This is a genomic window from Burkholderia sp. ABCPW 14, assembly GCF_001523835.1.
Lineage (GTDB): Bacteria > Pseudomonadota > Gammaproteobacteria > Burkholderiales > Burkholderiaceae > Burkholderia > Burkholderia mayonis.
In genome coordinates, this window is record NZ_LOVS01000123.1 from 13,546 (window position 1) to 33,594 (window position 20,049).

The following is a 20,049-nucleotide window of genomic DNA, read 5'->3' on the forward strand; positions in this document are numbered from 1 at the left end:
CTTGTTAATTCATGGACGACGAACTCAATACCCGCCTGAAGCCACTGCGCGAGCGTATCGACGCGATCGACGCGCAGTTGATCTCGCTTCTGAACCAGCGCGCGGCAGTCGCGCTCGAGGTCGGCGAGGTCAAGAAACACTTCAACGCGCCCGTGTTCCGGCCGGAGCGCGAGCAGCAGGTGATCGCGCGCTTGCAGGACATGAGCGCCGGGCCGCTCGCGAGCGAGCACATCAGCGCGATCTGGCGCGAGATCATGGCGGCGAGCCGCTCGCTCGAGCAGACGATTCACGTTGCGTTCCTGGGGCCTGTCGGCACCTACAGCGAACAGGCGATGTTCGACTACTTCGGCCAGTCGATCGAGGGGCTGCCGTGCCCGTCGATCGACGAGGTGTTCCGCTCGGTCGAGGCGGGCTCCGCGGCGTTCGGGGTCGTGCCGGTCGAAAACTCGTCGGAAGGCGCGGTGTCGCGCACGCTCGATCTGCTGCTGCATACGCAGCTTCTGATCGGCGGCGAGCTGTCGTTGCCGATTCATCACAACCTGCTCACGCAGACGGGCAAGCTCGACGGCGTGAAGCGCGTATGCGCGCATGCGCAGGCGCTTGCGCAGTGCCAGCAGTGGCTCGCGGCGAATGCGCCGCATCTCGAGCGGCAGGCGGTCGCGAGCAACGCGGAGGCCGCGCGGCTCGCAGCCGACGACGCGACGGTCGCCGCGATCGCGGGCGACCGTGCGGCGACGCACTACGGGCTGCAGATCGCATATGCGCTGATCCAGGACGATCCGCACAACCGCACGCGCTTCGCCGTCATCGGCAAAGAACCGGCAGGGCCGGGCGGGCATGACCAGACGTCGCTCATCGTGTCGGTGAAGAACGAGCCGGGCGCGGTGTTCAAGCTGCTCGAGCCGCTCGCGCGGCACGGCGTATCGATGACGCGCTTCGAGTCGCGTCCCGCCCGGGTCGGCACGTGGGAGTATTACTTCTACATCGACGTCGAAGGGCATCGCGACGACGACGCAGTCAAGGCCGCGCTCGCGGAGCTCGGCAAGAAGGCGGCATTCCTGAAGGTTCTCGGTTCGTATCCGCGCGCGCGGTGACGCGCATCGCGTTGCGCCGCGCCGGCATGCGCGGCCGCGTCGCCCGTAGCGGCGCGCGGCAGCGGATGGCGGCGCGTGGCGGCAGGGCTCGCGGCTGGAGCGGCTTGCCGCAGGTAGACGACGCACGGCCCATCGCGCAAGCGGATGCGCGGCGCCTCGGGCAGGCGGCCGTTCGATATTGACCCTCGCGCGCCCGGCCCGGGCTCGGGCGCGCGTTACTTGGCTCTCGTCGTGTCAGGCTTTTCTTTCAACAAACTGGTGATTTTCGGCGTCGGGCTGATCGGCGGCTCGCTCGCGCTCGCATTGCGCGCGGGTGCGTCGGGCGGCGCGCGCGAGGTGGTCGGCGTCGGCCGTTCGACCGCGTCGATCGAGCGTGCGCTCGCGCTGCGCGTAATCGACCGCGCGGCGGCGCTCGACGACGACACGCAGTTGCGCGACGCGCTCGCGGGCGCCGACATCGTGCTGCTCGCCGCGCCCGTCGCGCAGACGGGGCCGCTTCTTGCGCGGATCGCGCCGTTTCTCGACGCATCGACGATCGTCACCGACGCGGGCAGCACGAAGTCGGACGTCGTCGCGGCTGCGCGCGCGGCGCTCGGCGCGCGGATCGGCCAGTTCGTGCCGGGCCACCCGATCGCCGGACGCGAATCGAGCGGCGTCGATGCGGCGCTTGCCGATCTGTACGTCGGCCGCAACGTCGTGCTGTGCGCATTGCCGGAGAACGCACCCGATGCGGTCGCCCGCATCGAATCGATGTGGCGCGCGGCGCGCGCCGACGTGCGCGCGATGAGCGCCGAGCAGCACGACCGCGTGTTCGCGGCGGTGAGCCATCTGCCGCACGTGCTGTCGTTCGCGCTCGTCGAGCAGATTCTTGGCGAATCCGACGCCGAGCTGAAATTCTCGTATGCGGCGGGCGGGTTCCGCGATTTCACGCGCATCGCCGCGTCGAGCCCGGAAATGTGGCGCGACGTCTGCCTCGCGAACCGCGCGGCGCTCCTCGATGAGCTCGACGCATACACCCGCGTGCTCGAGCGGCTGCGCGCGGCGGTCGACGCGGGCGACGGCGCCGCGCTCGAAGCCGTGTTCGCGCGCTCGCGCGCCGCGCGCTCGGCGTGGCGCGAGCGCGGCGCGAAGGCCGCGCCCGCCGTCCATTCAGCCCCCCCTGGAACAGGATCTCACATGGAACATCTCGATCTCGGCCCGTTCTCTCATGCGCAAGGCACGGTGCGTCTGCCCGGCTCGAAGAGCATCTCGAACCGCGTGCTGCTGCTTGCGGCGCTTGCGGAAGGCGAGACGACCGTCACGAACCTGCTCGATTCCGACGACACGCGCGTGATGCTCGACGCGTTGGCCAAGCTCGGCGTGAAGCTGTCGCGCGACGGCGATACCTGCGTCGTCGTCGGCACGCGCGGCGCGTTCACCGCGAAATCGGCGGATCTCTTCCTCGGCAACGCGGGCACCGCGGTGCGGCCGCTGACGGCGGCGCTCGCGGTCAACGGCGGCGACTACCGGATCCACGGCGTGCCGCGGATGCACGAGCGTCCGATCGGCGATCTCGTCGACGGGCTGCGCCAGATCGGCGCGCAGATCGACTACGAAGGCAACGAAGGCTTCCCGCCGCTCCGGATCCGGCCCGCGGCGATTTCGGTCGACGCGCCGATCCGCGTGCGCGGCGACGTGTCGAGCCAGTTCCTGACGGCGCTCCTGATGACGCTGCCGCTCGTGAAGGCGAAGGACGGCGCGAGCGTCGTCGAGGTCGACGGCGAACTGATCTCGAAGCCTTACATCGAGATCACGATCAAGCTGATGGCGCGCTTCGGCGTGACGGTCGAGCGCGACGGCTGGCAGCGCTTCACGGTGCCGGCAGGCGTGCGGTACCGGTCGCCCGGCGCGATCATGGTCGAGGGCGACGCCTCGTCGGCGTCGTACTTCCTCGCGGCGGGCGCGCTGGGCGGCGGGCCGCTGCGCGTCGAGGGCGTCGGCCGCGCGAGCATCCAGGGCGACGTCGGCTTCGCGAACGCGCTGATGCAGATGGGCGCGAACGTGACGATGGGCGACGACTGGATCGAGGTGCGCGGCATCGGACACGATCACGGCAGGCTCGCGCCGATCGACATGGACTTCAACCTGATTCCGGACGCCGCGATGACGATCGCGGTCGCCGCGCTGTTCGCCGATGGCTCGAGCACGCTGCGCAACATCGGCAGCTGGCGCGTGAAGGAGACCGACCGGATCGCCGCGATGGCGACCGAGCTGCGCAAGGTTGGCGCGACGGTCGAGGAGGGCGCCGACTATCTCGTCGTGACGCCGCCCGCGCAACTCGTGCCGAACGCGTCGATCGATACCTACGACGACCACCGGATGGCGATGTGCTTTTCGCTCGTGAGCCTGGGCGGCGTGCCCGTGCGCATCAACGATCCGCAGTGCGTCGGCAAGACGTTTCCCGACTATTTCGACCGTTTCCTGGCGCTCGCGAAGGCTTGACGCCCGTATTGATCCGATGAAATCGACTCGACCTTTTCACCCGACCCCAGTTATCACGATCGACGGCCCAACCGCATCCGGAAAGGGCACGGTCGCGGCGCTTGTCGCCGCGCACCTCGGTTTTCACCTGCTCGACAGCGGCGCGCTGTACCGGCTCGCAGCGCTCGCGAGCATCCGCTACCAGGTTGAGCCCGACGACGCCGACGCGCTCGCCAAGCTCGTCGACGGCCTCCACATCACGTTCCGCGAGGGCTGCGCGCAGCTCGACGGCGTCGACGTGTCCGACGAGATCCGTGTGGAAGCGGTCGGCAACCGGGCGTCGGCGATCGCCGTCCATGCGAGCGTGCGCGCGGCGCTCGTCGCGCGGCAACGCGCGTTCCGCAAGACGCCGGGGCTCGTCGCGGACGGCCGCGACATGGGGACCGTGATCTTCCCGGACGCAGTGCTGAAGGTGTTCCTGACGGCGAGCGTCGAGGCGCGCGCCGCGCGCCGCCATAAGCAATTGATGCAAAAAGGTTTTTCTGCTAATATTGATAACTTGCTCCGGGATTTGCGCGAACGCGACGCGCGCGACAGCAATCGCGCAGCCGCGCCGCTCAAGCCCGCAGCAGACGCCAAGCCCCTCGACACGTCGGCCCTCACGATCGAACAATCGGTCGAACAGGTCCTCGCGTGGTTCCGGGAGTTCGGCCAGCCCGCTTGAAAGAGGGGCAAAAGCGTAGTAGGTGCTTCGCGCGTCGCGCGAAGCGTGTGTTAAACCCTAACCCCGTGTGGATTCGCGGGCGCGTTGCCAGCCGTGATGGCCGGCGCGGGCGGTAGAGCGAAACCACGCACAATCCGATTTTTATGTCCGACCTGCAAACCTCCAACCCGAATACCGAATCCTTCGCGGCTCTGTTCGAAGAGTCGCTGACCCGCCAAGACATGCGCGCCGGCGAAGTGATCTCCGCCGAAGTCGTGCGTGTCGACCACAACTTCGTGGTCGTCAATGCCGGCCTCAAGTCCGAGGCCTACATTCCGATCGAGGAATTCCTGAACGATCAGGGCGAGGTTGAGGTGCAGTCGGGCGATTTCGTGTCCGTCGCGATCGACGCACTCGAAAACGGCTATGGCGACACGATCCTGTCGCGCGACAAGGCGAAGCGTCTCGCTTCGTGGCTGTCGCTGGAAAAGGCGCTCGACAACAACGAGCTCGTCACGGGCACGATCACCGGCAAGGTGAAGGGCGGCATGACCGTGATGGTCAACGGCATCCGCGCGTTCCTGCCGGGTTCGCTCGTCGACACGCGTCCCGTCAAGGACACGACGCCGTACGAAGGCAAGACGCTCGAATTCCGCGTCATCAAGCTCGACCGCAAGCGTAACAACGTCGTGCTGTCGCGCCGCGCGGTGATCGAAGCGACCCAGGGCGAAGAGCGCGCGAAGCTGCTCGAGACGCTGAAGGAAGGCGCGATCGTCAACGGCGTGGTCAAGAACATCACCGACTACGGTGCGTTCGTGGATCTGGGCGGCATCGACGGCCTGCTGCACATCACCGACATCGCATGGCGCCGCGTGCGTCACCCGAGCGAAGTCCTGTCGGTCGGCCAGGAAGTCACCGCCAAGATTCTCAAGTTCGATCAAGAGAAGAACCGCGTGTCGCTCGGCATCAAGCAACTGGGCGACGATCCGTGGGAAGGCATCTCGCGTCGCTACCCGTCGGGCACGCGCCTGTTCGGCAAGGTCACGAACATCACCGACTACGGCGCGTTCGTCGAAGTGGAATCGGGCATCGAAGGCCTCGTCCACGTGTCGGAAATGGACTGGACGAACAAGAACGTTGCTCCGTCGAAGGTCGTTCAGCTCGGCGACGAAGTCGAAGTCATGGTCCTCGAGATCGACGAAGACCGCCGTCGGATCAGCCTCGGCATGAAGCAGTGCAAGCCGAATCCGTGGGACGACTTCAGCCGCAACTTCAAGAAGGGCGACAAGATCACGGGCGCGATCAAGTCGATTACCGACTTCGGCGTGTTCATCGGTCTGCCGGGCGGCATCGACGGCCTCGTCCACCTGTCGGACCTGTCGTGGAGCGAAGCGGGCGAAGAAGCGGTTCGCAAGTACAAGAAGGGCGACGAAGTCGAGGCAGTCGTGCTCGGCATCGACGTCGAGAAGGAACGCATCTCGCTCGGCATCAAGCAGCTCGAAGGCGATCCGTTCAGCAACTACGTTGCAATGAACGACAAGGGCTCGATCGTCGACGGCGTCGTGAAGTCGGTCGACGCGAAGGGCGCGGTCATCACGCTGACGTCGGACGTCGAAGGCTACCTGCGTGCGTCGGAAATCTCGCAGGATCGCGTCGAAGACGCCCGCAACGTGCTGAAGGAAGGCGACAAGGTCAACGCGATGGTGATCAACATCGATCGCAAGTCGCGCGGCATCAACCTTTCGATCAAGGCGAAGGATTCGGCCGAGCAGCAGGAAGCGATGCGCGGCCTGCACGCCGATTCGAGCGCCGCTGCAACTGGTACGACCAACCTCGGCGCGCTGCTGAAGGCGAAGCTCGACGGCCAGAACCAGTAAGCCTCGCGAGGTCTGCCGAAGTATGACCAAATCCGAGTTGGTCGCCCAGTTGGCATCGCGATTTCCGCAACTCGTGTTGAAGGATGCGGATTTCGCGGTGAAAACGATGCTTGATGCGATGTCCGACGCGCTGTCGAAAGGGCATCGCATCGAAATTCGCGGCTTCGGCAGCTTCGGCCTGAACCGCCGCCCGGCGCGCGTCGGGCGCAATCCGAAGTCGGGGGAAAAAGTGCAGGTGCCCGAGAAGTTCGTCCCGCACTTCAAGCCCGGCAAGGAATTGCGCGAGCGCGTCGACGGCCGCGCCGGCGAGCCGTTGAAGAACGACGAACCGGAAGATGGCCAGTGACGGTTCAGCCGCAGCCGATGCCGAGCCAGTTTGGCCGAAAGAAAGCGCCCCTTGCGGGCGCTTTTTCTTTGGCGCGCGCCGCGCGGATTTCGCGAAGCGCGTCAAGCGCCGGCAGAGCCGATTCGCGAAGCGCTAAAGGCATCCTTTACAATACGGGGCGCCTGACGCGCTGCGAAGGGGAGTCGCGCGCGCTGCCGAACAATCTCAGTCAAAGAGAGGGAGTCATGAAGTTCATCGTCTGGTTGATCCGTGTGCTGGTGTTCGTGCTGCTGCTCGTGCTTGCGTTGGCCAATACGCAAAGCGTCACGCTGAATTTTCTCGCCGGCTACAACTGGCAGGCTCCGCTGATCCTGATCGGTCTCGCGTTCTTCGGCGTCGGCTTGATCGCTGGTCTGTTGTCGGCATTGCCCGCGATCTTCCGGATGCGAATGGAGAACGGCCGCCTGAAGCGCGACTTGCGCGCGGCGCGCGAGAACCCGGCCGTCATCGACCAGCCGCCGATGCCGCCCGTCATTTAACGATGCCGACGCCGCGCGCGGTGCGCGGCCAAGGTTTTTTTCGACACACGTCGCATGGATCTCGATTTCTGGTGGCTGCTCGCCATTCCCGTCGCGTTCGCGCTCGGCTGGATGGCGTCGCGCTACGACCTCAACAAGCTGCTGTCCGAGAGCGCGAATCTGCCGCGCTCCTATTTCCGCGGCCTGAACTTCCTGCTGAACGAACAGCCGGACAAAGCCATCGACGCGTTCATCGAAGTCGCGAAGCTCGATCCCGAAACGGTCGAGCTGCACTTCGCGCTCGGTAACCTGTTTCGCCGGCGCGGAGAGACGGACCGCGCGATCCGCGTCCATCAGAACCTGCTCAGCCGCAACGACCTGCCCGTGACCGAGCGTGACCACGCGCTCTTCGAACTCGGGCAGGACTTCCTGAAGGCGGGCCTGCTCGACCGCGCGGAAGAGACGTTCCACATGCTCGCCGAAGGCGACTATGCGCTCGACGCGCAGCGCGCGCTCCTGACGATCTACGAGATCGAAAAGGACTGGAACAAGTCGATCGACACCGCGACGCGGATCGAGTCGATGGGCGCGCCGCGTCTCGCGACCGAGATCTCGCAGTTCCATTGCGAACTCGCGCAGGACGCGCTGCAGCGCAAGAACGCCGCGCTCGCGGCCGAGCATCTGCGCGAGGCGCTCACGGTGAATCCGCAGAACGCGCGCGCAACGATCCTGTCGGGCGACGCGGCCGCCGCGGCGGGCGACCATCGCGCGGCGATCGAGCACTGGCGCCGCATCGAGATGCAGAATTCCGCGTATCTGCCGCTCGTCGCCGACAAGCTGATGAAGTCCTACACCGCGCTCGATCAGGCGGCCGACGGTGCCGAACTGCTGACGGGCTATGCGGAACGCTATCCGTCGAACGATCTGCTCGACGTCGTCTATCAGTACGTCGCGCAGATGCGCGGCAACGACGTCGCGCATGCGCTCGCGCGCACGCAGATGGAGAAGGCGCCGAACCTGTCCGGCATGCTGCACTTGCTCGACGCGCAGATCGCGACGGCCGGCGAGCCGCGCCGCGCGGAACTCGAAATGATGCGCTTGCTCGTCAAGCAGCGCACCAAGAATTTGCCACGATATACATGCCAGAATTGCGGTTTCCGGGCGCGCCTCTTCTACTGGCAGTGCCCTGGATGCAGCGGATGGGAAACCTACGCGCCGCGGCGCGTCGAACCCGCCGTTGCGTAATGGGGGCAGGCCGCGCGGGACGGCGTGAGATCGCCGCCGCGGGCCTGAACCGGGCGGACGTCGTCCGCTCGAGCGAATCATCGGAATACTTATGAAGATCACCATCATCGGCACGGGCTATGTGGGCCTCGTCACCGGCGCGTGTCTCGCCGAGATCGGCCACGACGTGTTCTGTCTCGACGTCGATCCTCGCAAGATCGATATCCTGAATGACGGCGGCATGCCGATTCACGAGCCGGGGCTGCAGGAAATCATCGCGCGCACCCGCGCAGCGGGGCGCATCACGTTCTCGACCGATGTCGAGGCGAGCGTCGCGCACGGCGAGATCCAGTTCATCGCGGTCGGCACGCCGCCTGACGAGGACGGTTCCGCCGATCTGCAGTACGTGCTCGAGGCCGCGCGCAACATCGGCCGCTATATGACGGGCTACAAAGTGATCGTCGACAAGTCGACGGTGCCCGTCGGCACCGCGCAGCGCGTGCGCGGCGTGGTCGAAGAGGCGCTCGCCGCGCGCGGGCTCGCCGGCAGCGCCGAGCATCGCTTTTCGGTCGTGTCGAATCCCGAATTCCTGAAGGAAGGCGCGGCCGTCGACGATTTCATGCGTCCCGACCGGATCATCATCGGCGTCGACGACGACGCAGCGGGCGCGATCGCCCGCGAGAAGATGAAGAAGCTCTACGCGCCGTTCAACCGCAATCACGAGCGAACGATCTACATGGACGTGCGCTCGGCCGAATTCTCGAAGTATGCGGCGAACGCGATGCTCGCGACGCGCATCTCGTTCATGAACGAGATGTCGAATCTCGCGGATCGCGTCGGCGCCGATATCGAAGCGGTGCGGCGCGGGATCGGCTCCGATCCGCGGATCGGCTATCACTTCCTGTATGCGGGCGTCGGCTACGGCGGCTCGTGCTTCCCGAAGGACGTGCAGGCGCTCATCCGCACCGCGAGCGAGAACGGCCAGCCGCTCAAGATTCTCGAGGCGGTCGAGGATGTGAATCACGCGCAGAAGAACGTGCTGCTCGACAAGATCGAGAAGCGCTACGGCGCCGACCTGACGGGCCGCACGTTCGCCGCCTGGGGGCTTGCGTTCAAGCCGAACACCGACGATATGCGCGAAGCGCCGAGCCGGCGTCTGATCGCGTCGCTGCTCGCGCGCGGCGCGACGGTGCGCGCATACGATCCCGTCGCGATCGACGAAGCGCGGCGCGTGTTCGCACTCGATCTGCACGATATGCCCGACGCGCTCGCGCGGCTCGCGTTCGTCGACTCGGCCGACGATGCGCTCGCGGGCGCGGACGCGCTCGTGATCGTCACCGAATGGAAGGAATTCAAGAGCCCGGATTTCGCGCATCTGAAGTCGGTGCTGAAGGCGCCCGCGATCTTCGACGGCCGCAACCTGTACGAACCCGATGCGATGGCCGAGCTCGGCATCGATTACCACGCAATTGGACGCCCCTATGTCGAGCCCATCTCTTCCGAGCGCGCATAAGCACGCGGCGTTGTCCGCCACGGCGCGCGTCGTGGCGCGCGAGCAGATCGCGAAATCGCGCGTGCTCGTCGTCGGCGACGTGATGCTCGATCGCTACTGGTTCGGCAACGTCAACCGGATCTCGCCCGAAGCGCCCGTGCCCGTCGTGCACGTGCAGCGGCAGGAAGAGCGGCTGGGCGGCGCGGCGAACGTCGCGCGCAACGCGGTGACGCTCGGCGGCCAGGCGGGCCTACTGTGCGTCGTCGGTGGCGACGAGCCGGGCGAGCGAATCGTCGAACTGCTCGGCGCGAGCGGCGTGACGCCGTATCTCGAGCGCGATCCGTCGCTGCCGACGACGATCAAGCTGCGCGTGCTCGCGCAGCAGCAGCAATTGCTGCGCGTCGATTTCGAGGCCGCGCCGACGCACGAAGTGCTGCTTGCGGGGCTTGCGCGCTTCGACGCGCTGCTGCCGTCGTACGACGTCGTGCTGATGTCGGACTACGCGAAGGGCGGACTCACGCACGTGACGACGATGATCGCGAAGGCGCGTGCGGCGGGCAAGCCCGTGCTCGTCGATCCGAAGGGCGCCGACTGGGCGCGCTATCGCGGCGCGTCGCTGATCACGCCGAACCGCACGGAGCTGCGCGAGGTCATCGGGCAGTGGACGTCCGAGGACGATCTGCGCGCGCGCGTGACGAAGCTGCGCGACGAACTCGCGCTCGACGCGCTCTTGCTCACGCGCTCGGAAGAGGGGATGACGCTCTTTTCGAACGACGGCGAGCTGCACGTCAGCGCGCTCGCGCGCGAAGTGTACGATGTGTCGGGTGCGGGCGACACGGTGATCGCAACCGTTGCGACGATGCTCGGCGCGGGGCTGCCGCTCGTCGAAGCGGTCGTGCTCGCGAATCGCGCGGCGGGCATCGTGGTCGGCAAGCTCGGCACCGCGACTGTCGAGTACGACGAACTGTTTCATTGAACGGCGCACGGCGCGCGCTGCCGCGCGCCGTGCGCACACTCTTATCGGCAGGACGATCATGACCCTCATCGTTACCGGCGCGGCCGGCTTCATCGGCGCGAACATCGTCAAGGCGCTGAACGAGCGCGGCGAGACGCGCATCATCGCGGTCGACAACCTGACGCGCGCGGACAAATTCAAGAACCTCGTCGATTGCGAGATCGACGACTACCTCGACAAGACCGAGTTCGTCGAGCGCTTCACGCGCGGCGATTTCGGCAAGGTGCGCGCGGTGTTCCACGAAGGCGCCTGTTCGGACACGATGGAAACCGACGGTCGCTACATGATGGACAACAATTTCCGCTACAGCCGTGCGGTGCTCGACGCGTGTCTCGCGCAGGGCGCGCAGTTTCTGTATGCGTCGTCGGCCGCGATCTACGGCGGGTCGAGCCGCTTCGTCGAAGAGCGCGAGGTCGAAGCGCCGCTCAACGTCTACGGCTATTCGAAGTTCCTGTTCGACCAGGTGATCCGCCGCGTGATGCCGGGCGCGAAGAGCCAGATCGCGGGCTTTCGCTACTTCAACGTGTACGGTCCGCGCGAGTCGCACAAGGGCCGGATGGCGTCGGTCGCGTTCCACAACGTCAACCAGTTCCGCGCCGAAGGCAAGGTCAAGCTGTTCGGCGAGTACAACGGCTACGGTCCGGGCGAGCAGACGCGCGATTTCGTGTCGGTCGAGGACGTCGCGAAGGTGAACCTGTATTTCTTCGATCATCCGGAGAAGTCGGGCATCTTCAATCTCGGCACCGGCCGCGCGCAGCCGTTCAACGACATCGCGACGACGGTCGTCAACACGCTGCGCGCGCTCGAAGGCAAGCCGTCGCTCACGCTCGCCGAGCAGGTCGAGCAGGGCCTCGTCGAATACGTGCCGTTCCCGGACGCGCTGCGCGGCAAGTACCAGTGCTTCACGCAGGCCGACCAGACGAAGCTGCGCGCGGCCGGCTACGATGCGCCGTTCCTGACGGTGCAAGAGGGTGTCGATCGCTACGTGCGTTGGCTGTTCGGCCAGCTGTAAGCGGCGCGCCCGCGTCCTTAGACTGGATCTCACGGTCGGCAGCCGCCGGCCGTTTCTTTACGGAGATCCAGATGCTGAAGAAACTTCTCGCGACGGTCGCGCTGTGCGCCGCGGCCGCGCACGGATGGGCTGCCGTCGACGTCAACGTCGCGAACGACGATGCGCTGCGCGGCATCAAGGGCATCGGTCCGGCGAAGGCCAAGGCGATCGTCGACGAGCGGGCCGCGCATGGCCCGTACAAGGATGCGGTGGACCTCGCTCGGCGCGTGAAGGGCATGGGCGGCAAGACGATCGAGCGCTTGCAGGCCGAGGGCCTCGCGATCGGCGCGGCGCGTGCGCCTGCCGCCTCCGCAGCGCCGCAGAAAGCGGCCGCTGCCGGCAAGAAATAATCCGCTCTGCTGACGATTCCTGCGCCGGCGATCCAGCGGCCGGCGGTTGGGTGATGCCTCCTTCAGGCGCCGCTTCGGCGGCGAATTCCCGCGGCGCACGCCGCGGGCTTTTTGCGTTGCCCGAACACCCGCGCGAAGGCCGCACGTCCATGGGCGCAGCCGGCTTGACGGCCATCGTGCACGCACGTTTCTCCGCTGGTTTACAATCGATCAATTCATCGGCATCGGATAAACGTGACGTTCATGGCTTACAAAACTATCGAAGACACGATCGGCAATACTCCGCTCGTGCAACTCGTCCGCTTGCCGGACGACGAGATTCGCGCCCGGAACAATGTGATTCTCGCGAAGCTGGAAGGCAACAATCCGGCGGGTTCGGTAAAGGACCGTCCCGCGCTGTCGATGATCCGCAAGGCGGAAGAGCGCGGCACGATCAAGCCGGGCGACACGCTGATCGAGGCGACGAGCGGCAATACGGGGATCGCGCTCGCGATGGCGGCGGCGATCCGCGGCTACAAGATGGTGTTGATCATGCCGGAGGATCTGTCCGTCGAACGCCGCCAGAGCATGGCCGCGTACGGCGCCGAAATCGTGCTGACGCCGGTGAAGGGCGGGATGGAATTCGCGCGCGATCTTGCCGAGCAGATGCAGCGGGAAGGCAAGGGCGTGATCCTCGACCAGTTCGCGAATGCCGATAATCCGCTTGCGCATTACGAAGGCACCGGCCCGGAAATCTGGCGCGAGACCGACGGCCGCATCACGCACTTCGTGTCCGCGATGGGCACGACGGGCACGATCATGGGCACGTCGCAGTATCTGAAGGAAAGGAATCCGAACATTGAGATCGTCGGCGCGCAGCCGGAAGAAGGCTCGCGCATTCCGGGCATCCGCAAGTGGCCGGAAGCGTATCTGCCGAAGATTTTCGATCGCAGCCGAGTCGACCGCGTCGAGAACGTGAGCCAGGCCGCGTCCGAAGCGATGGCGCGCAAGCTCGCGGCCGTCGAGGGCATTTTCTGCGGCATCTCGTCGGGCGGCGCGTGCGAAGTCGCGCTGCGCATCGCGCGGCAGGTCGAGAACGCGACGATCGTGTTCATCGTCTGCGACCGCGGCGATCGTTATCTGTCGACGGGCGTATTCCCTGCGTAACGCGCGTCGTCATCCGGCCGGACCGCCAAAGAAAAAGCGCCGCTTACGGCGCTTTTTTCATTCGCGCGACCGCGCGCCGTTTCATTCCGACGACGGCTGTGTGGCGGGCGCGGTATTGTCCGGCGGCGACGTCAGCGCACCGCTCGCTTCCATTTGTTCCTTCACGCGCTCGCCCAATTGATACACGGCGAGCGCATAGAAGAAGCTGTGGTTGTAGCGGGTCAGCACGTAGAAGTTCTGCAGTCCGAGCTTGTACTCGGTCGCGCGGCCGGGCGTCGGCAGGTCGATCACCGTGACGGGCGTGCTCGCCTCCGACGCGATGTTGACGGACGGCTCGTCGAGTACGAGGCCTGCGCGCAGCAATTGCGACAACACCCAATGCGGCTCGGGCCGGCCGTCGGCCGCCGCTTGCGCGACACCTTGGCTGCCCGTGTCGGGCGCGATGCTCCATACCACCGGCCGGCCGGTTTCCCAGCCGTGCTGCTTCAGGTAGTTCGCGACGCTGCCGATCGCGTCGGCCTGGCTCGCGCGCAGGTCGATGTGGCCGTTGCCATCGTAATCGACTGCGTATTCGCGGATGCTGCTCGGCAGGAACTGCGGAATGCCGACTGCGCCCGTATACGAGCCGAGTACGCTCGTCGGATCGAGCTGGCTGTCGCGGGTCCACACGAGGAAGTCTTCGAGGTTCTTGCGGAACGTCGCCTGGCGCGTGTCGCGATTCGGCGTGCTCGGATAGTCGAACGCGAGCGTCGTCAGCGCGTCGAGCGTACGGAAGTTGCCCATGTAGCGGCCGTAGATCGTCTCGACGCCGATGATGCCGACGATCACTTCGGGCGGCACGCCGAATTCCGCCGACGCGCGTTGCAGCGTCCCCTGGTTCGCGCGCCAGAACTTCACGCCCGCGTTCACGCGCACCGCATCGAGAAAGCGTGATTGATAGACGCGCCAGTTCTTGGTCGTGGGCGACGGCGCGGGCATCACGAGCTTCGCGGCGGTCGCCGAGTAGCTGACGCGCGCGAAGAGCGAATGCAGTGCGTTTGCGTCGAAGTCGTGGCGCGCGACCATGTCGGCGATGAACGCGTCGATCTTCGGATTGTTCGCGTAGCGCTGCGGGACGATTTCTTCTTCGAACGTCTGTCCTTGCGGCACGCTCGATTGCGGCTGCGTTTGCGCGACGGCGGCGGACGCGAAGAGCGTCGCGGCAAGCGACAGCGCGGCGAACGGGAAGCGAAGACGGAACGCGAGCGGGGCGGGTGCGGCAGGCTGGTTGAAAGTCATGTCGAGGCGAAGCGGACGAGGCGGATGATTTCGGGGCAGTATAACCGACACGTCCGCCGCGCCGGCCCGGCGCTGGGCGCGATGTGGTAAGTTAGCGGCGAAGTTCGCACCAGACGATATCGCGGACATCCTTGACGGAGACCTGCGGCGCGCACCGGCCGCGTCGCGGAACGAACATATGCCAACGGCCTTTTACACCCACGCCGACTGCCTGCTGCACGAGATGGGGGAGTGGCATCCCGAGTCGCCGGCGCGGCTGTCGGCGATCCAGGATCAGTTGATCGCGAGCCGCATCGACGACCTGATCGTCCACGAGACGGCGCCGTTCGCGAGCGAGACGGCGCTTGCCCGCGTGCATACGCAGGCGCACATCGACTACATCCGCAGCCGGATTCCGAAGGAAGGCTACGTCGAGATCGATCCCGACACGTCGATGAACCGCCATACGTGGCGCGCCGCGCTGCGCGCGGCGGGCGCGGCCGTCGAGGCGACCGACGCGGTGCTCGAGGGCCGCTACGACAACGCGTTCTGCAGCGTGCGTCCGCCCGGCCATCATGCGGAGCCCGCGCGCGCGATGGGCTTCTGCTTCTTCAACAACGTCGCGATCGCCGCGCGCCATGCGCTTGAGATTCACGGACTGGAGCGCGTCGCGATCCTCGATTTCGACGTTCATCACGGCAACGGCACCGAGGCTGCATTCGCGAACGACGAGCGCGTGCTGATGTGCGGCTTCTTCCAGCATCCGCTGTATCCGTTCTCGGGCGCCGATCATCAGGCGCCGAACATGGTCAATCTGCCGATGCCAGCGCGCACGAACGGAATGGCGGTGCGCGAGGCGGTCGATCTGATGTGGCTGCCGCGGCTCGACGAATTCAAGCCGCAGATGTTGTTCGTGTCGGCGGGCTTCGATGCGCATCGCGAGGACGACATCGGCGGGATGGGCCTCGTCGAGGCCGACTACGAGTGGCTCACGACGCAGATTTGCGAAGTTGCGCGACGGCATGCGCAAGGCCGGATCGTGAGCTGCCTCGAAGGCGGCTACAACCTGTCCGCGCTCGGGCGCAGCGTGGTCGCGCATTTGCGCGTGCTTGCCGGGGTGTGAGCGCGCGCCGAGTGTCGTGCGGGCGGGCGGCGGCACTTCGGGGCGTTGGGGCATGTGTGGTGACGAGCCGACGGGCGCGCGTGCTCCACCGGGCTCGTGCGACGAAGATGCCTATCCGCGCAGCCGGTCGCCGCTATCCGGCCGCGAAGCTGCGTAGCGGACGCGATCATTCGACTTCCCTACCATCAGCGGATACGCGGGCGCGGCCCGCCTCGCCTTCGCATCCGATCCGGAATTTCAGTTTCGCTCGGGCACATGCGCGAGGATCCATTCGATCAACGCGCCGATCACGCGCTCACGTTCCAGATCGTTCATCGTCTCGTGATAGCAGCCTTCGTATAGCGTGAGCGTGCGGTCGGGCGAGCCGACGTGCGCGCCGAAATCGCGGCTGCCGTCGGGTTCGGTCAGCTTGTCGGCCGTGCCGTGATAGACGAGAACGGGCACGCGCAGCGCCGCGCGGCCGCGCTCGATCCGCTGCATCGCATCGAGAATTTCGGCGCCGGTGCGCGCCGGCACCGAGCCGTGGTGGACGAGCGGATCGGCGCGATTCGCGGCGACCACGGCCGGATCGCGCGACAGCAGCGCGGCGTCGATCTTGATCGCCGGAAAGCGGGGCCACGCGCGGCTGATGAAGCGGCTCATCGCGAGCATCCACTTCGGCACGTCGCGCCCGGGCGCGAGCGCGGGGCTCGACAGGATGAGGCCCGCGAATCCGGCGCGGCGCGCGGCCGCGCGTTCGACCATGTAGAGCGCGGCGACCGCGCCGCCCATGCTGTGCCCCATCAGGAAGAGCGGGGTGTCGTCGCGCGCCGCGCTCGAGACGAGCGCATCCGCGTCCTGCAGATACTGATCGAAGCGCTCGACCCATGCGCGTGCGCCGGGCGAATGTCCGTGTCCGCGCAGATCGGCCGCGACGACTTCGATGCCCGCCGCAGTCAGCCGCTCGGCGAGCGCCTGGTAGCGCCCCGCGTGCTCGGCGAGCTCGTGCACGAGCGCGACGGTCGCGCGCGGCGCGGCGAACGACGCCGCGGCGGGCCACCGATATGACGCGAGCTCGAGCCCGTCGCCGGTGCGCAGGCGTCCGCGCTGCGGGGCCACGCCGGCATCGGCATCGGCAGGGGCGGCGAAGCGGGGCGAGGTCGAAGCGGCAGCGTCCATGGCGGGAGTCTCCGGAGCATGTTGTTATGAAGGATGCGCTCGATCATAGACGCCGTCCGCGACAGCCCGTGCGGGCGCATTCCTCTAATCGCATTTGGTTATGAAAAGGTGGAAATCGATTATTAAGGGAAATGTGGCGGATGCGGTAGACTCACGGGTTATTCCCTAGATGCGGCGGCGGTCGACAGCGAAGCCCGGCATATCCGGCTGCGCCGTTCCGCCGTTTTGTTTACATGATCGAAATTCGCAACCTTTCGCAGCGTTTCGAGGGGCCTCGCGGCTGGATCGAAGCGTTGCACAACGTCAATCTGACGATTCCGCAGGGCGAGGTCTTCGGCATCATCGGCCGCAGCGGCGCGGGCAAGAGCACGCTCGTGCGCACGATCAACCTGCTCACGCGGCCGTCCGAAGGCAGCGTGATCGTCGATGGCCGCGACCTGACGCAACTGTCCGCGAGCGAGCTGCGCAACGCGCGGCGCGACATCGGGATGATCTTCCAGCACTTCAACCTGCTGTCGTCCCGCACCGTGTTCGACAATGTCGCGCTGCCGCTCGAGCTTGCGGGTGTGAAGCGTGCGGAGATCGAGGCGACCGTGCTGCCGCTGCTCGACCTCGTCGGCCTCACCGCGCAAAAGGACCGCTATCCGGCGCAGATCAGCGGCGGCCAGAAGCAGCGCGTCGGCATCGCGCGCGCGCTCGCGAGCAAGCCGAAGGTGCTGCTGTCCGACGAAGCGACGTCCGCGCTCGATCCCGAGACGACGCGCGCGATCCTCGACCTGCTTCGGCGCATCAACCGAGAGCTCGGCCTCACGATCGTCCTCATCACGCACCAGATGGAAGTGATCAAGGACGTGTGCGATCGCGTCGCGGTGCTCGACGCGGGGCGCGTCGTCGAAGAGGGCAACGTGATCGACGTGTTCATGCGGCCGCACCACGAAGTCACGCGCGCGCTGATTGGCGACGTGATCGCGCAGGAGCTGCCGCCCGCGATGAAGGCGCGCGTCGCCGAGCGCCTGAAGACGGGCTCGGGCCATTTGCTGCGCCTCGCGTTCACGGGCTCGGGCGTCGACCAGCCGATCCTGTCGGAGACGATCCGGCGCTACGAGCTGGACTTCAATATCCTGCACGGCCAGATCGACGAGATCCAGGGCCGCGCGTTCGGTTCGCTCGCGGTGCTCGCGACGGGCGAGCCGGGCAAGGTGGGGCAGGCGTTCGCGTATCTGCGCGAGCAGGGCGTCGTCGTCGAGGATCTTTCGTATGTTGAGTGAAATGTTCGATATGTTCGTGCAGTCGTTCTGGGAGACGCTGATCATGGTCGGCATCTCCGGGGCGGTCGGCGCGCTCGTCGGCCTGCCGCTCGGCGTGCTGCTCTATCTGACCGATCGCCAGGGCGTGCTGCAGAACCTCGCCGTGAACCGCGTGCTGGGCGGCATCGTCAACGCGGTCCGCTCGACGCCGTTCATCATCCTGCTCGTCGCGGTGATTCCGTTTACGCGCCTTGCCGTCGGCTCGTCGATCGGCACCGCGGCGGCCGTCGTGCCGCTCACGATCGCGGCGGCGCCGTTCATCGCGCGGCTCGTCGAGACGGCGCTGCGCGAAGTCGATCGCGGCCTCATCGAAGCCGCGCAGGCGATGGGCGCAACGACGGGCCAGATCGTGTTCAAGGTGCTGCTGCCCGAATCGCTGCCGGGCATCGTCGCGGGGCTCACGATCACGTTCGTGTCGCTCGTCGGCTATTCGGCGATGGCGGGCGCGATCGGCGGCGGCGGGCTGGGCGACCTCGGCATCCGCTATGGCTATCAGCGCTATCTGCCGGAAGTGATGTGGACGGTCGTTGCGATCCTGATCGTGTTCGTGCAGATCGTGCAGTCGTTCGGCGATTGGCTCGTGCGGCGCTTGAGCCACAAGTAAAACAACGATTGCGAGCGAGCGCCGTGCGTCGCGACCGACGGCGGCGCTACAACCGCAGAGGAGATCCGAAGATGCAACGAAGAACGATGCTCAAGCTCGTCGCCGCGTTCGGCGCGGCCGCATATGTCGCGAGCGCGCATGCGCAGGTGCAGGTGCAGACAATCAAGGTCGGCGTGACGGGCGGCCCGCACGCGCAGGTGATGGAGGAAGTGAAGAAGGTCGCCGCGAAGCGCGGGCTCGACATCAAGATCGTCGAGTTCTCGGACTATGTGCAGCCGAATGCGGCGCTCGCGGCGGGCGACATCGACGCGAACAGCTATCAGCACTATCCCTATCTCGAAGCGCAAGTGAAGGATCGCGGCTACAAGATCGTCAAGGTCGCGGACACCGTCACGTTCCCGATGGGGATCTATTCGAAGCGCGTGAAGTCGCTCGCGGAGTTGCGCCCGGGCGCGCGGATTGCGATCCCGAACGATCCGACGAACGGCGGCCGCGCGCTGTTGCTGCTGCAGAAGCAGGGCCTGCTGAAGCTGCGCGACGGCGTGGGCTTGAAGGCGACGCGCTTCGACGTCGTCGACAATCCGAAGCAACTGAAGCTCGTCGAGCTCGACGCCGCGCAGATTCCGCGCTCGCTCGCCGACGTCGATGCCGCCGCGATCAACACGAACTACGCGATGGAGGCCGGACTCAAGCCGAAACAGGACGCGATCGCAATCGAGGGTCCGAACGGTCCGTACGCGAACATTCTCGCGGTGCGCGCCGAAGACAAGGATAAGCCGTGGGTCGCGAAGCTCGTCGCCGCGTACCGGTCGCCCGACGTGAAGCGCTTCATCGAGCGCCAATTCGGCGGCGCGGTGATCACCGCGTGGTGAGCGGAACGCGGGGCGCCGCCGATTAGAGGCGGAGGTCGAAAGCCCGGGCTTGGCGTCCGGGTTTTTTCTCTTTTAAAATAGAACGACCGTTCGCTATTATCGGCATGCCGCAAGGGGGCGCTATCCTCGGTAGCCGCAAATTGAATGACCGGCGTTGCCGCCGCATGGGCGAGCCTCGCTATAAAATGGCCGCTGGTCGTATTCGTAACTTTGGAGCGTGTGCATGAAAATCCTGGTGCCAGTGAAGAGAGTGGTCGATTACAACGTGAAGGTCCGGGTGAAGACGGACGGCACGGGGGTCGAAATTGCGAACGTGAAGATGTCGATGAATCCGTTCGACGAGATTGCGGTCGAGGAAGCGGTGCGCCTGAAGGAAGCGGGCGTGGCGACGGAAGTGATCGCGGTGTCGGTGGGCGTCGCGCAGGCTCAGGAAACGCTTCGCACGGCGCTCGCGATCGGCGCGGACCGTGCGA

Annotated in this window: 19 protein-coding genes and 1 pseudogene; 18 read left to right on the forward strand and 2 right to left on the reverse strand. The window is 66.3% G+C overall.

The features are described from left to right. Positions 1 to 11 precede the first annotated feature (11 nt). From pheA to cysM, 13 genes and pseudogenes are all read left to right on the forward strand, one after another. Complete coding sequence (pheA, locus tag WS62_RS19260; RefSeq protein WP_066574034.1) at positions 12 to 1,094, forward strand: prephenate dehydratase; 1,083 nt, start codon at positions 12 to 14, stop codon at positions 1,092 to 1,094. Between the two features lie 144 nt (positions 1,095 to 1,238). Then, a pseudogene (locus WS62_RS38840) lies at positions 1,239 to 2,165 on the forward strand (prephenate dehydrogenase/arogenate dehydrogenase family protein); the annotation flags it as partial. A gap of 105 nt (positions 2,166 to 2,270) precedes the next feature. Beyond that, entirely contained in the window at positions 2,271 to 3,575 is a 1,305-nt protein-coding gene (gene aroA, locus WS62_RS38845; protein ID WP_066574080.1) for a 3-phosphoshikimate 1-carboxyvinyltransferase, read from the forward strand. Between the two features lie 16 nt (positions 3,576 to 3,591). Next, positions 3,592 to 4,278, forward strand: a complete 687-nt coding sequence (cmK, locus tag WS62_RS19275; protein WP_066574038.1) for a cytidylate kinase CmK — start codon at positions 3,592 to 3,594, stop codon at positions 4,276 to 4,278. A gap of 143 nt (positions 4,279 to 4,421) precedes the next feature. Further along, positions 4,422 to 6,134, forward strand: coding sequence for a 30S ribosomal protein S1 (gene rpsA / locus WS62_RS19280; RefSeq protein WP_066574040.1), 1,713 nt, complete (start codon positions 4,422 to 4,424; stop codon positions 6,132 to 6,134). A gap of 22 nt (positions 6,135 to 6,156) precedes the next feature. Then, positions 6,157 to 6,480, forward strand: a complete 324-nt coding sequence (locus WS62_RS19285) for an integration host factor subunit beta (RefSeq protein ID WP_066574043.1) — start codon at positions 6,157 to 6,159, stop codon at positions 6,478 to 6,480. 224 nt (positions 6,481 to 6,704) lie between these two features. Further along, a complete protein-coding gene (locus tag WS62_RS19290; RefSeq protein WP_066493434.1) occupies positions 6,705 to 6,998 on the forward strand; it encodes a LapA family protein in 294 nt (97 codons plus the stop codon). Between the two features lie 54 nt (positions 6,999 to 7,052). Beyond that, positions 7,053 to 8,222 carry a lipopolysaccharide assembly protein LapB gene (gene lapB / locus WS62_RS19295; protein WP_066574045.1) on the forward strand — a complete coding sequence of 390 codons (1,170 nt, stop codon included), beginning with the start codon at positions 7,053 to 7,055 and terminating at the stop codon, positions 8,220 to 8,222. 91 nt (positions 8,223 to 8,313) lie between these two features. Continuing rightward, on the forward strand, positions 8,314 to 9,714 hold the full coding sequence (locus WS62_RS19300; protein WP_066574056.1) for a UDP-glucose dehydrogenase family protein: 1,401 nt from the start codon (positions 8,314 to 8,316) through the stop codon (positions 9,712 to 9,714). Then, positions 9,683 to 10,669, forward strand: a complete 987-nt coding sequence (rfaE1, locus tag WS62_RS19305) for a D-glycero-beta-D-manno-heptose-7-phosphate kinase (RefSeq protein ID WP_066574058.1) — start codon at positions 9,683 to 9,685, stop codon at positions 10,667 to 10,669. The genes WS62_RS19300 and rfaE1 overlap by 32 nt, the downstream gene beginning before the upstream one ends. Positions 10,670 to 10,727: 58 nt before the next feature. Continuing rightward, positions 10,728 to 11,720, forward strand: coding sequence for an ADP-glyceromanno-heptose 6-epimerase (gene rfaD / locus WS62_RS19310; protein ID WP_066574060.1), 993 nt, complete (start codon positions 10,728 to 10,730; stop codon positions 11,718 to 11,720). Positions 11,721 to 11,791: 71 nt separating this feature from the next. Beyond that, entirely contained in the window at positions 11,792 to 12,109 is a 318-nt protein-coding gene (locus WS62_RS19315; RefSeq protein ID WP_066574062.1) for a ComEA family DNA-binding protein, read from the forward strand. 243 nt (positions 12,110 to 12,352) lie between these two features. Further along, positions 12,353 to 13,255 (forward strand): cysteine synthase CysM, encoded by a 903-nt coding sequence (cysM, locus tag WS62_RS19320; protein WP_066493445.1) that lies wholly within the window; start codon positions 12,353 to 12,355, stop codon positions 13,253 to 13,255. Positions 13,256 to 13,336: 81 nt separating this feature from the next. Here cysM and mltB read toward each other — a convergent pair whose 3' ends face one another. Beyond that, positions 13,337 to 14,533 (reverse strand): lytic murein transglycosylase B, encoded by a 1,197-nt coding sequence (gene mltB, locus WS62_RS19325; RefSeq protein WP_066574065.1) that lies wholly within the window; start codon positions 14,531 to 14,533, stop codon positions 13,337 to 13,339. Positions 14,534 to 14,711: 178 nt separating this feature from the next. Between mltB and WS62_RS19330 the strand changes: the two genes are divergently transcribed. Then, a complete protein-coding gene (locus WS62_RS19330; RefSeq protein ID WP_066574068.1) occupies positions 14,712 to 15,635 on the forward strand; it encodes a histone deacetylase family protein in 924 nt (307 codons plus the stop codon). 237 nt (positions 15,636 to 15,872) lie between these two features. On the opposite strand, the gene WS62_RS19335 is transcribed toward WS62_RS19330, so the two are convergent. Then, positions 15,873 to 16,712 (reverse strand): alpha/beta hydrolase, encoded by an 840-nt coding sequence (locus WS62_RS19335; protein ID WP_082721102.1) that lies wholly within the window; start codon positions 16,710 to 16,712, stop codon positions 15,873 to 15,875. Positions 16,713 to 17,026: 314 nt separating this feature from the next. Here WS62_RS19335 and WS62_RS19340 point away from each other — a divergent pair, with 314 nt between their 5' ends. The 4 genes from WS62_RS19340 to WS62_RS19355 form a co-directional block, all read left to right on the forward strand. After that, on the forward strand, positions 17,027 to 18,061 hold the full coding sequence (locus WS62_RS19340; RefSeq protein WP_066574073.1) for a methionine ABC transporter ATP-binding protein: 1,035 nt from the start codon (positions 17,027 to 17,029) through the stop codon (positions 18,059 to 18,061). Next, positions 18,051 to 18,704, forward strand: coding sequence for a methionine ABC transporter permease (locus WS62_RS19345; protein WP_006025728.1), 654 nt, complete (start codon positions 18,051 to 18,053; stop codon positions 18,702 to 18,704). Before WS62_RS19340 ends, WS62_RS19345 begins: the two co-directional genes overlap by 11 nt. 71 nt (positions 18,705 to 18,775) lie before the next feature. Continuing rightward, entirely contained in the window at positions 18,776 to 19,576 is an 801-nt protein-coding gene (locus WS62_RS19350) for a MetQ/NlpA family ABC transporter substrate-binding protein (RefSeq protein ID WP_082721099.1), read from the forward strand. Positions 19,577 to 19,799: 223 nt separating this feature from the next. Beyond that, on the forward strand, positions 19,800 to 20,049 hold a 250-nt coding region (locus WS62_RS19355), incomplete at its 3' end, for an electron transfer flavoprotein subunit beta/FixA family protein (protein ID WP_442855092.1).

Excerpts from the sequence above, each read along its gene's own strand:
- pheA (WP_066574034.1), top strand. The coding sequence starts at position 12 with ATGGACGACGAACTCAATACCCGCCTGAAGCCACTGCGCGAGCGTATC.
- aroA (WP_066574080.1), top strand. The coding sequence starts at position 2,271 with ATGGAACATCTCGATCTCGGCCCGTTCTCTCATGCGCAAGGCACGGTG.
- cmK (WP_066574038.1), top strand. The coding sequence starts at position 3,592 with ATGAAATCGACTCGACCTTTTCACCCGACCCCAGTTATCACGATCGAC.
- rpsA (WP_066574040.1), top strand. The coding sequence starts at position 4,422 with ATGTCCGACCTGCAAACCTCCAACCCGAATACCGAATCCTTCGCGGCT.
- WS62_RS19285 (WP_066574043.1), top strand. The coding sequence starts at position 6,157 with ATGACCAAATCCGAGTTGGTCGCCCAGTTGGCATCGCGATTTCCGCAA.
- WS62_RS19290 (WP_066493434.1), top strand. The coding sequence starts at position 6,705 with ATGAAGTTCATCGTCTGGTTGATCCGTGTGCTGGTGTTCGTGCTGCTG.
- lapB (WP_066574045.1), top strand. The coding sequence starts at position 7,053 with ATGGATCTCGATTTCTGGTGGCTGCTCGCCATTCCCGTCGCGTTCGCG.
- WS62_RS19300 (WP_066574056.1), top strand. The coding sequence starts at position 8,314 with ATGAAGATCACCATCATCGGCACGGGCTATGTGGGCCTCGTCACCGGC.
- rfaE1 (WP_066574058.1), top strand. The coding sequence starts at position 9,683 with ATGTCGAGCCCATCTCTTCCGAGCGCGCATAAGCACGCGGCGTTGTCC.
- rfaD (WP_066574060.1), top strand. The coding sequence starts at position 10,728 with ATGACCCTCATCGTTACCGGCGCGGCCGGCTTCATCGGCGCGAACATC.
- WS62_RS19315 (WP_066574062.1), top strand. The coding sequence starts at position 11,792 with ATGCTGAAGAAACTTCTCGCGACGGTCGCGCTGTGCGCCGCGGCCGCG.
- cysM (WP_066493445.1), top strand. The coding sequence starts at position 12,353 with ATGGCTTACAAAACTATCGAAGACACGATCGGCAATACTCCGCTCGTG.
- mltB (WP_066574065.1), bottom strand. The coding sequence starts at position 14,533 with ATGACTTTCAACCAGCCTGCCGCACCCGCCCCGCTCGCGTTCCGTCTT.
- WS62_RS19330 (WP_066574068.1), top strand. The coding sequence starts at position 14,712 with ATGCCAACGGCCTTTTACACCCACGCCGACTGCCTGCTGCACGAGATG.
- WS62_RS19340 (WP_066574073.1), top strand. The coding sequence starts at position 17,027 with ATGATCGAAATTCGCAACCTTTCGCAGCGTTTCGAGGGGCCTCGCGGC.
- WS62_RS19345 (WP_006025728.1), top strand. The coding sequence starts at position 18,051 with ATGTTGAGTGAAATGTTCGATATGTTCGTGCAGTCGTTCTGGGAGACG.
- WS62_RS19350 (WP_082721099.1), top strand. The coding sequence starts at position 18,776 with ATGCAACGAAGAACGATGCTCAAGCTCGTCGCCGCGTTCGGCGCGGCC.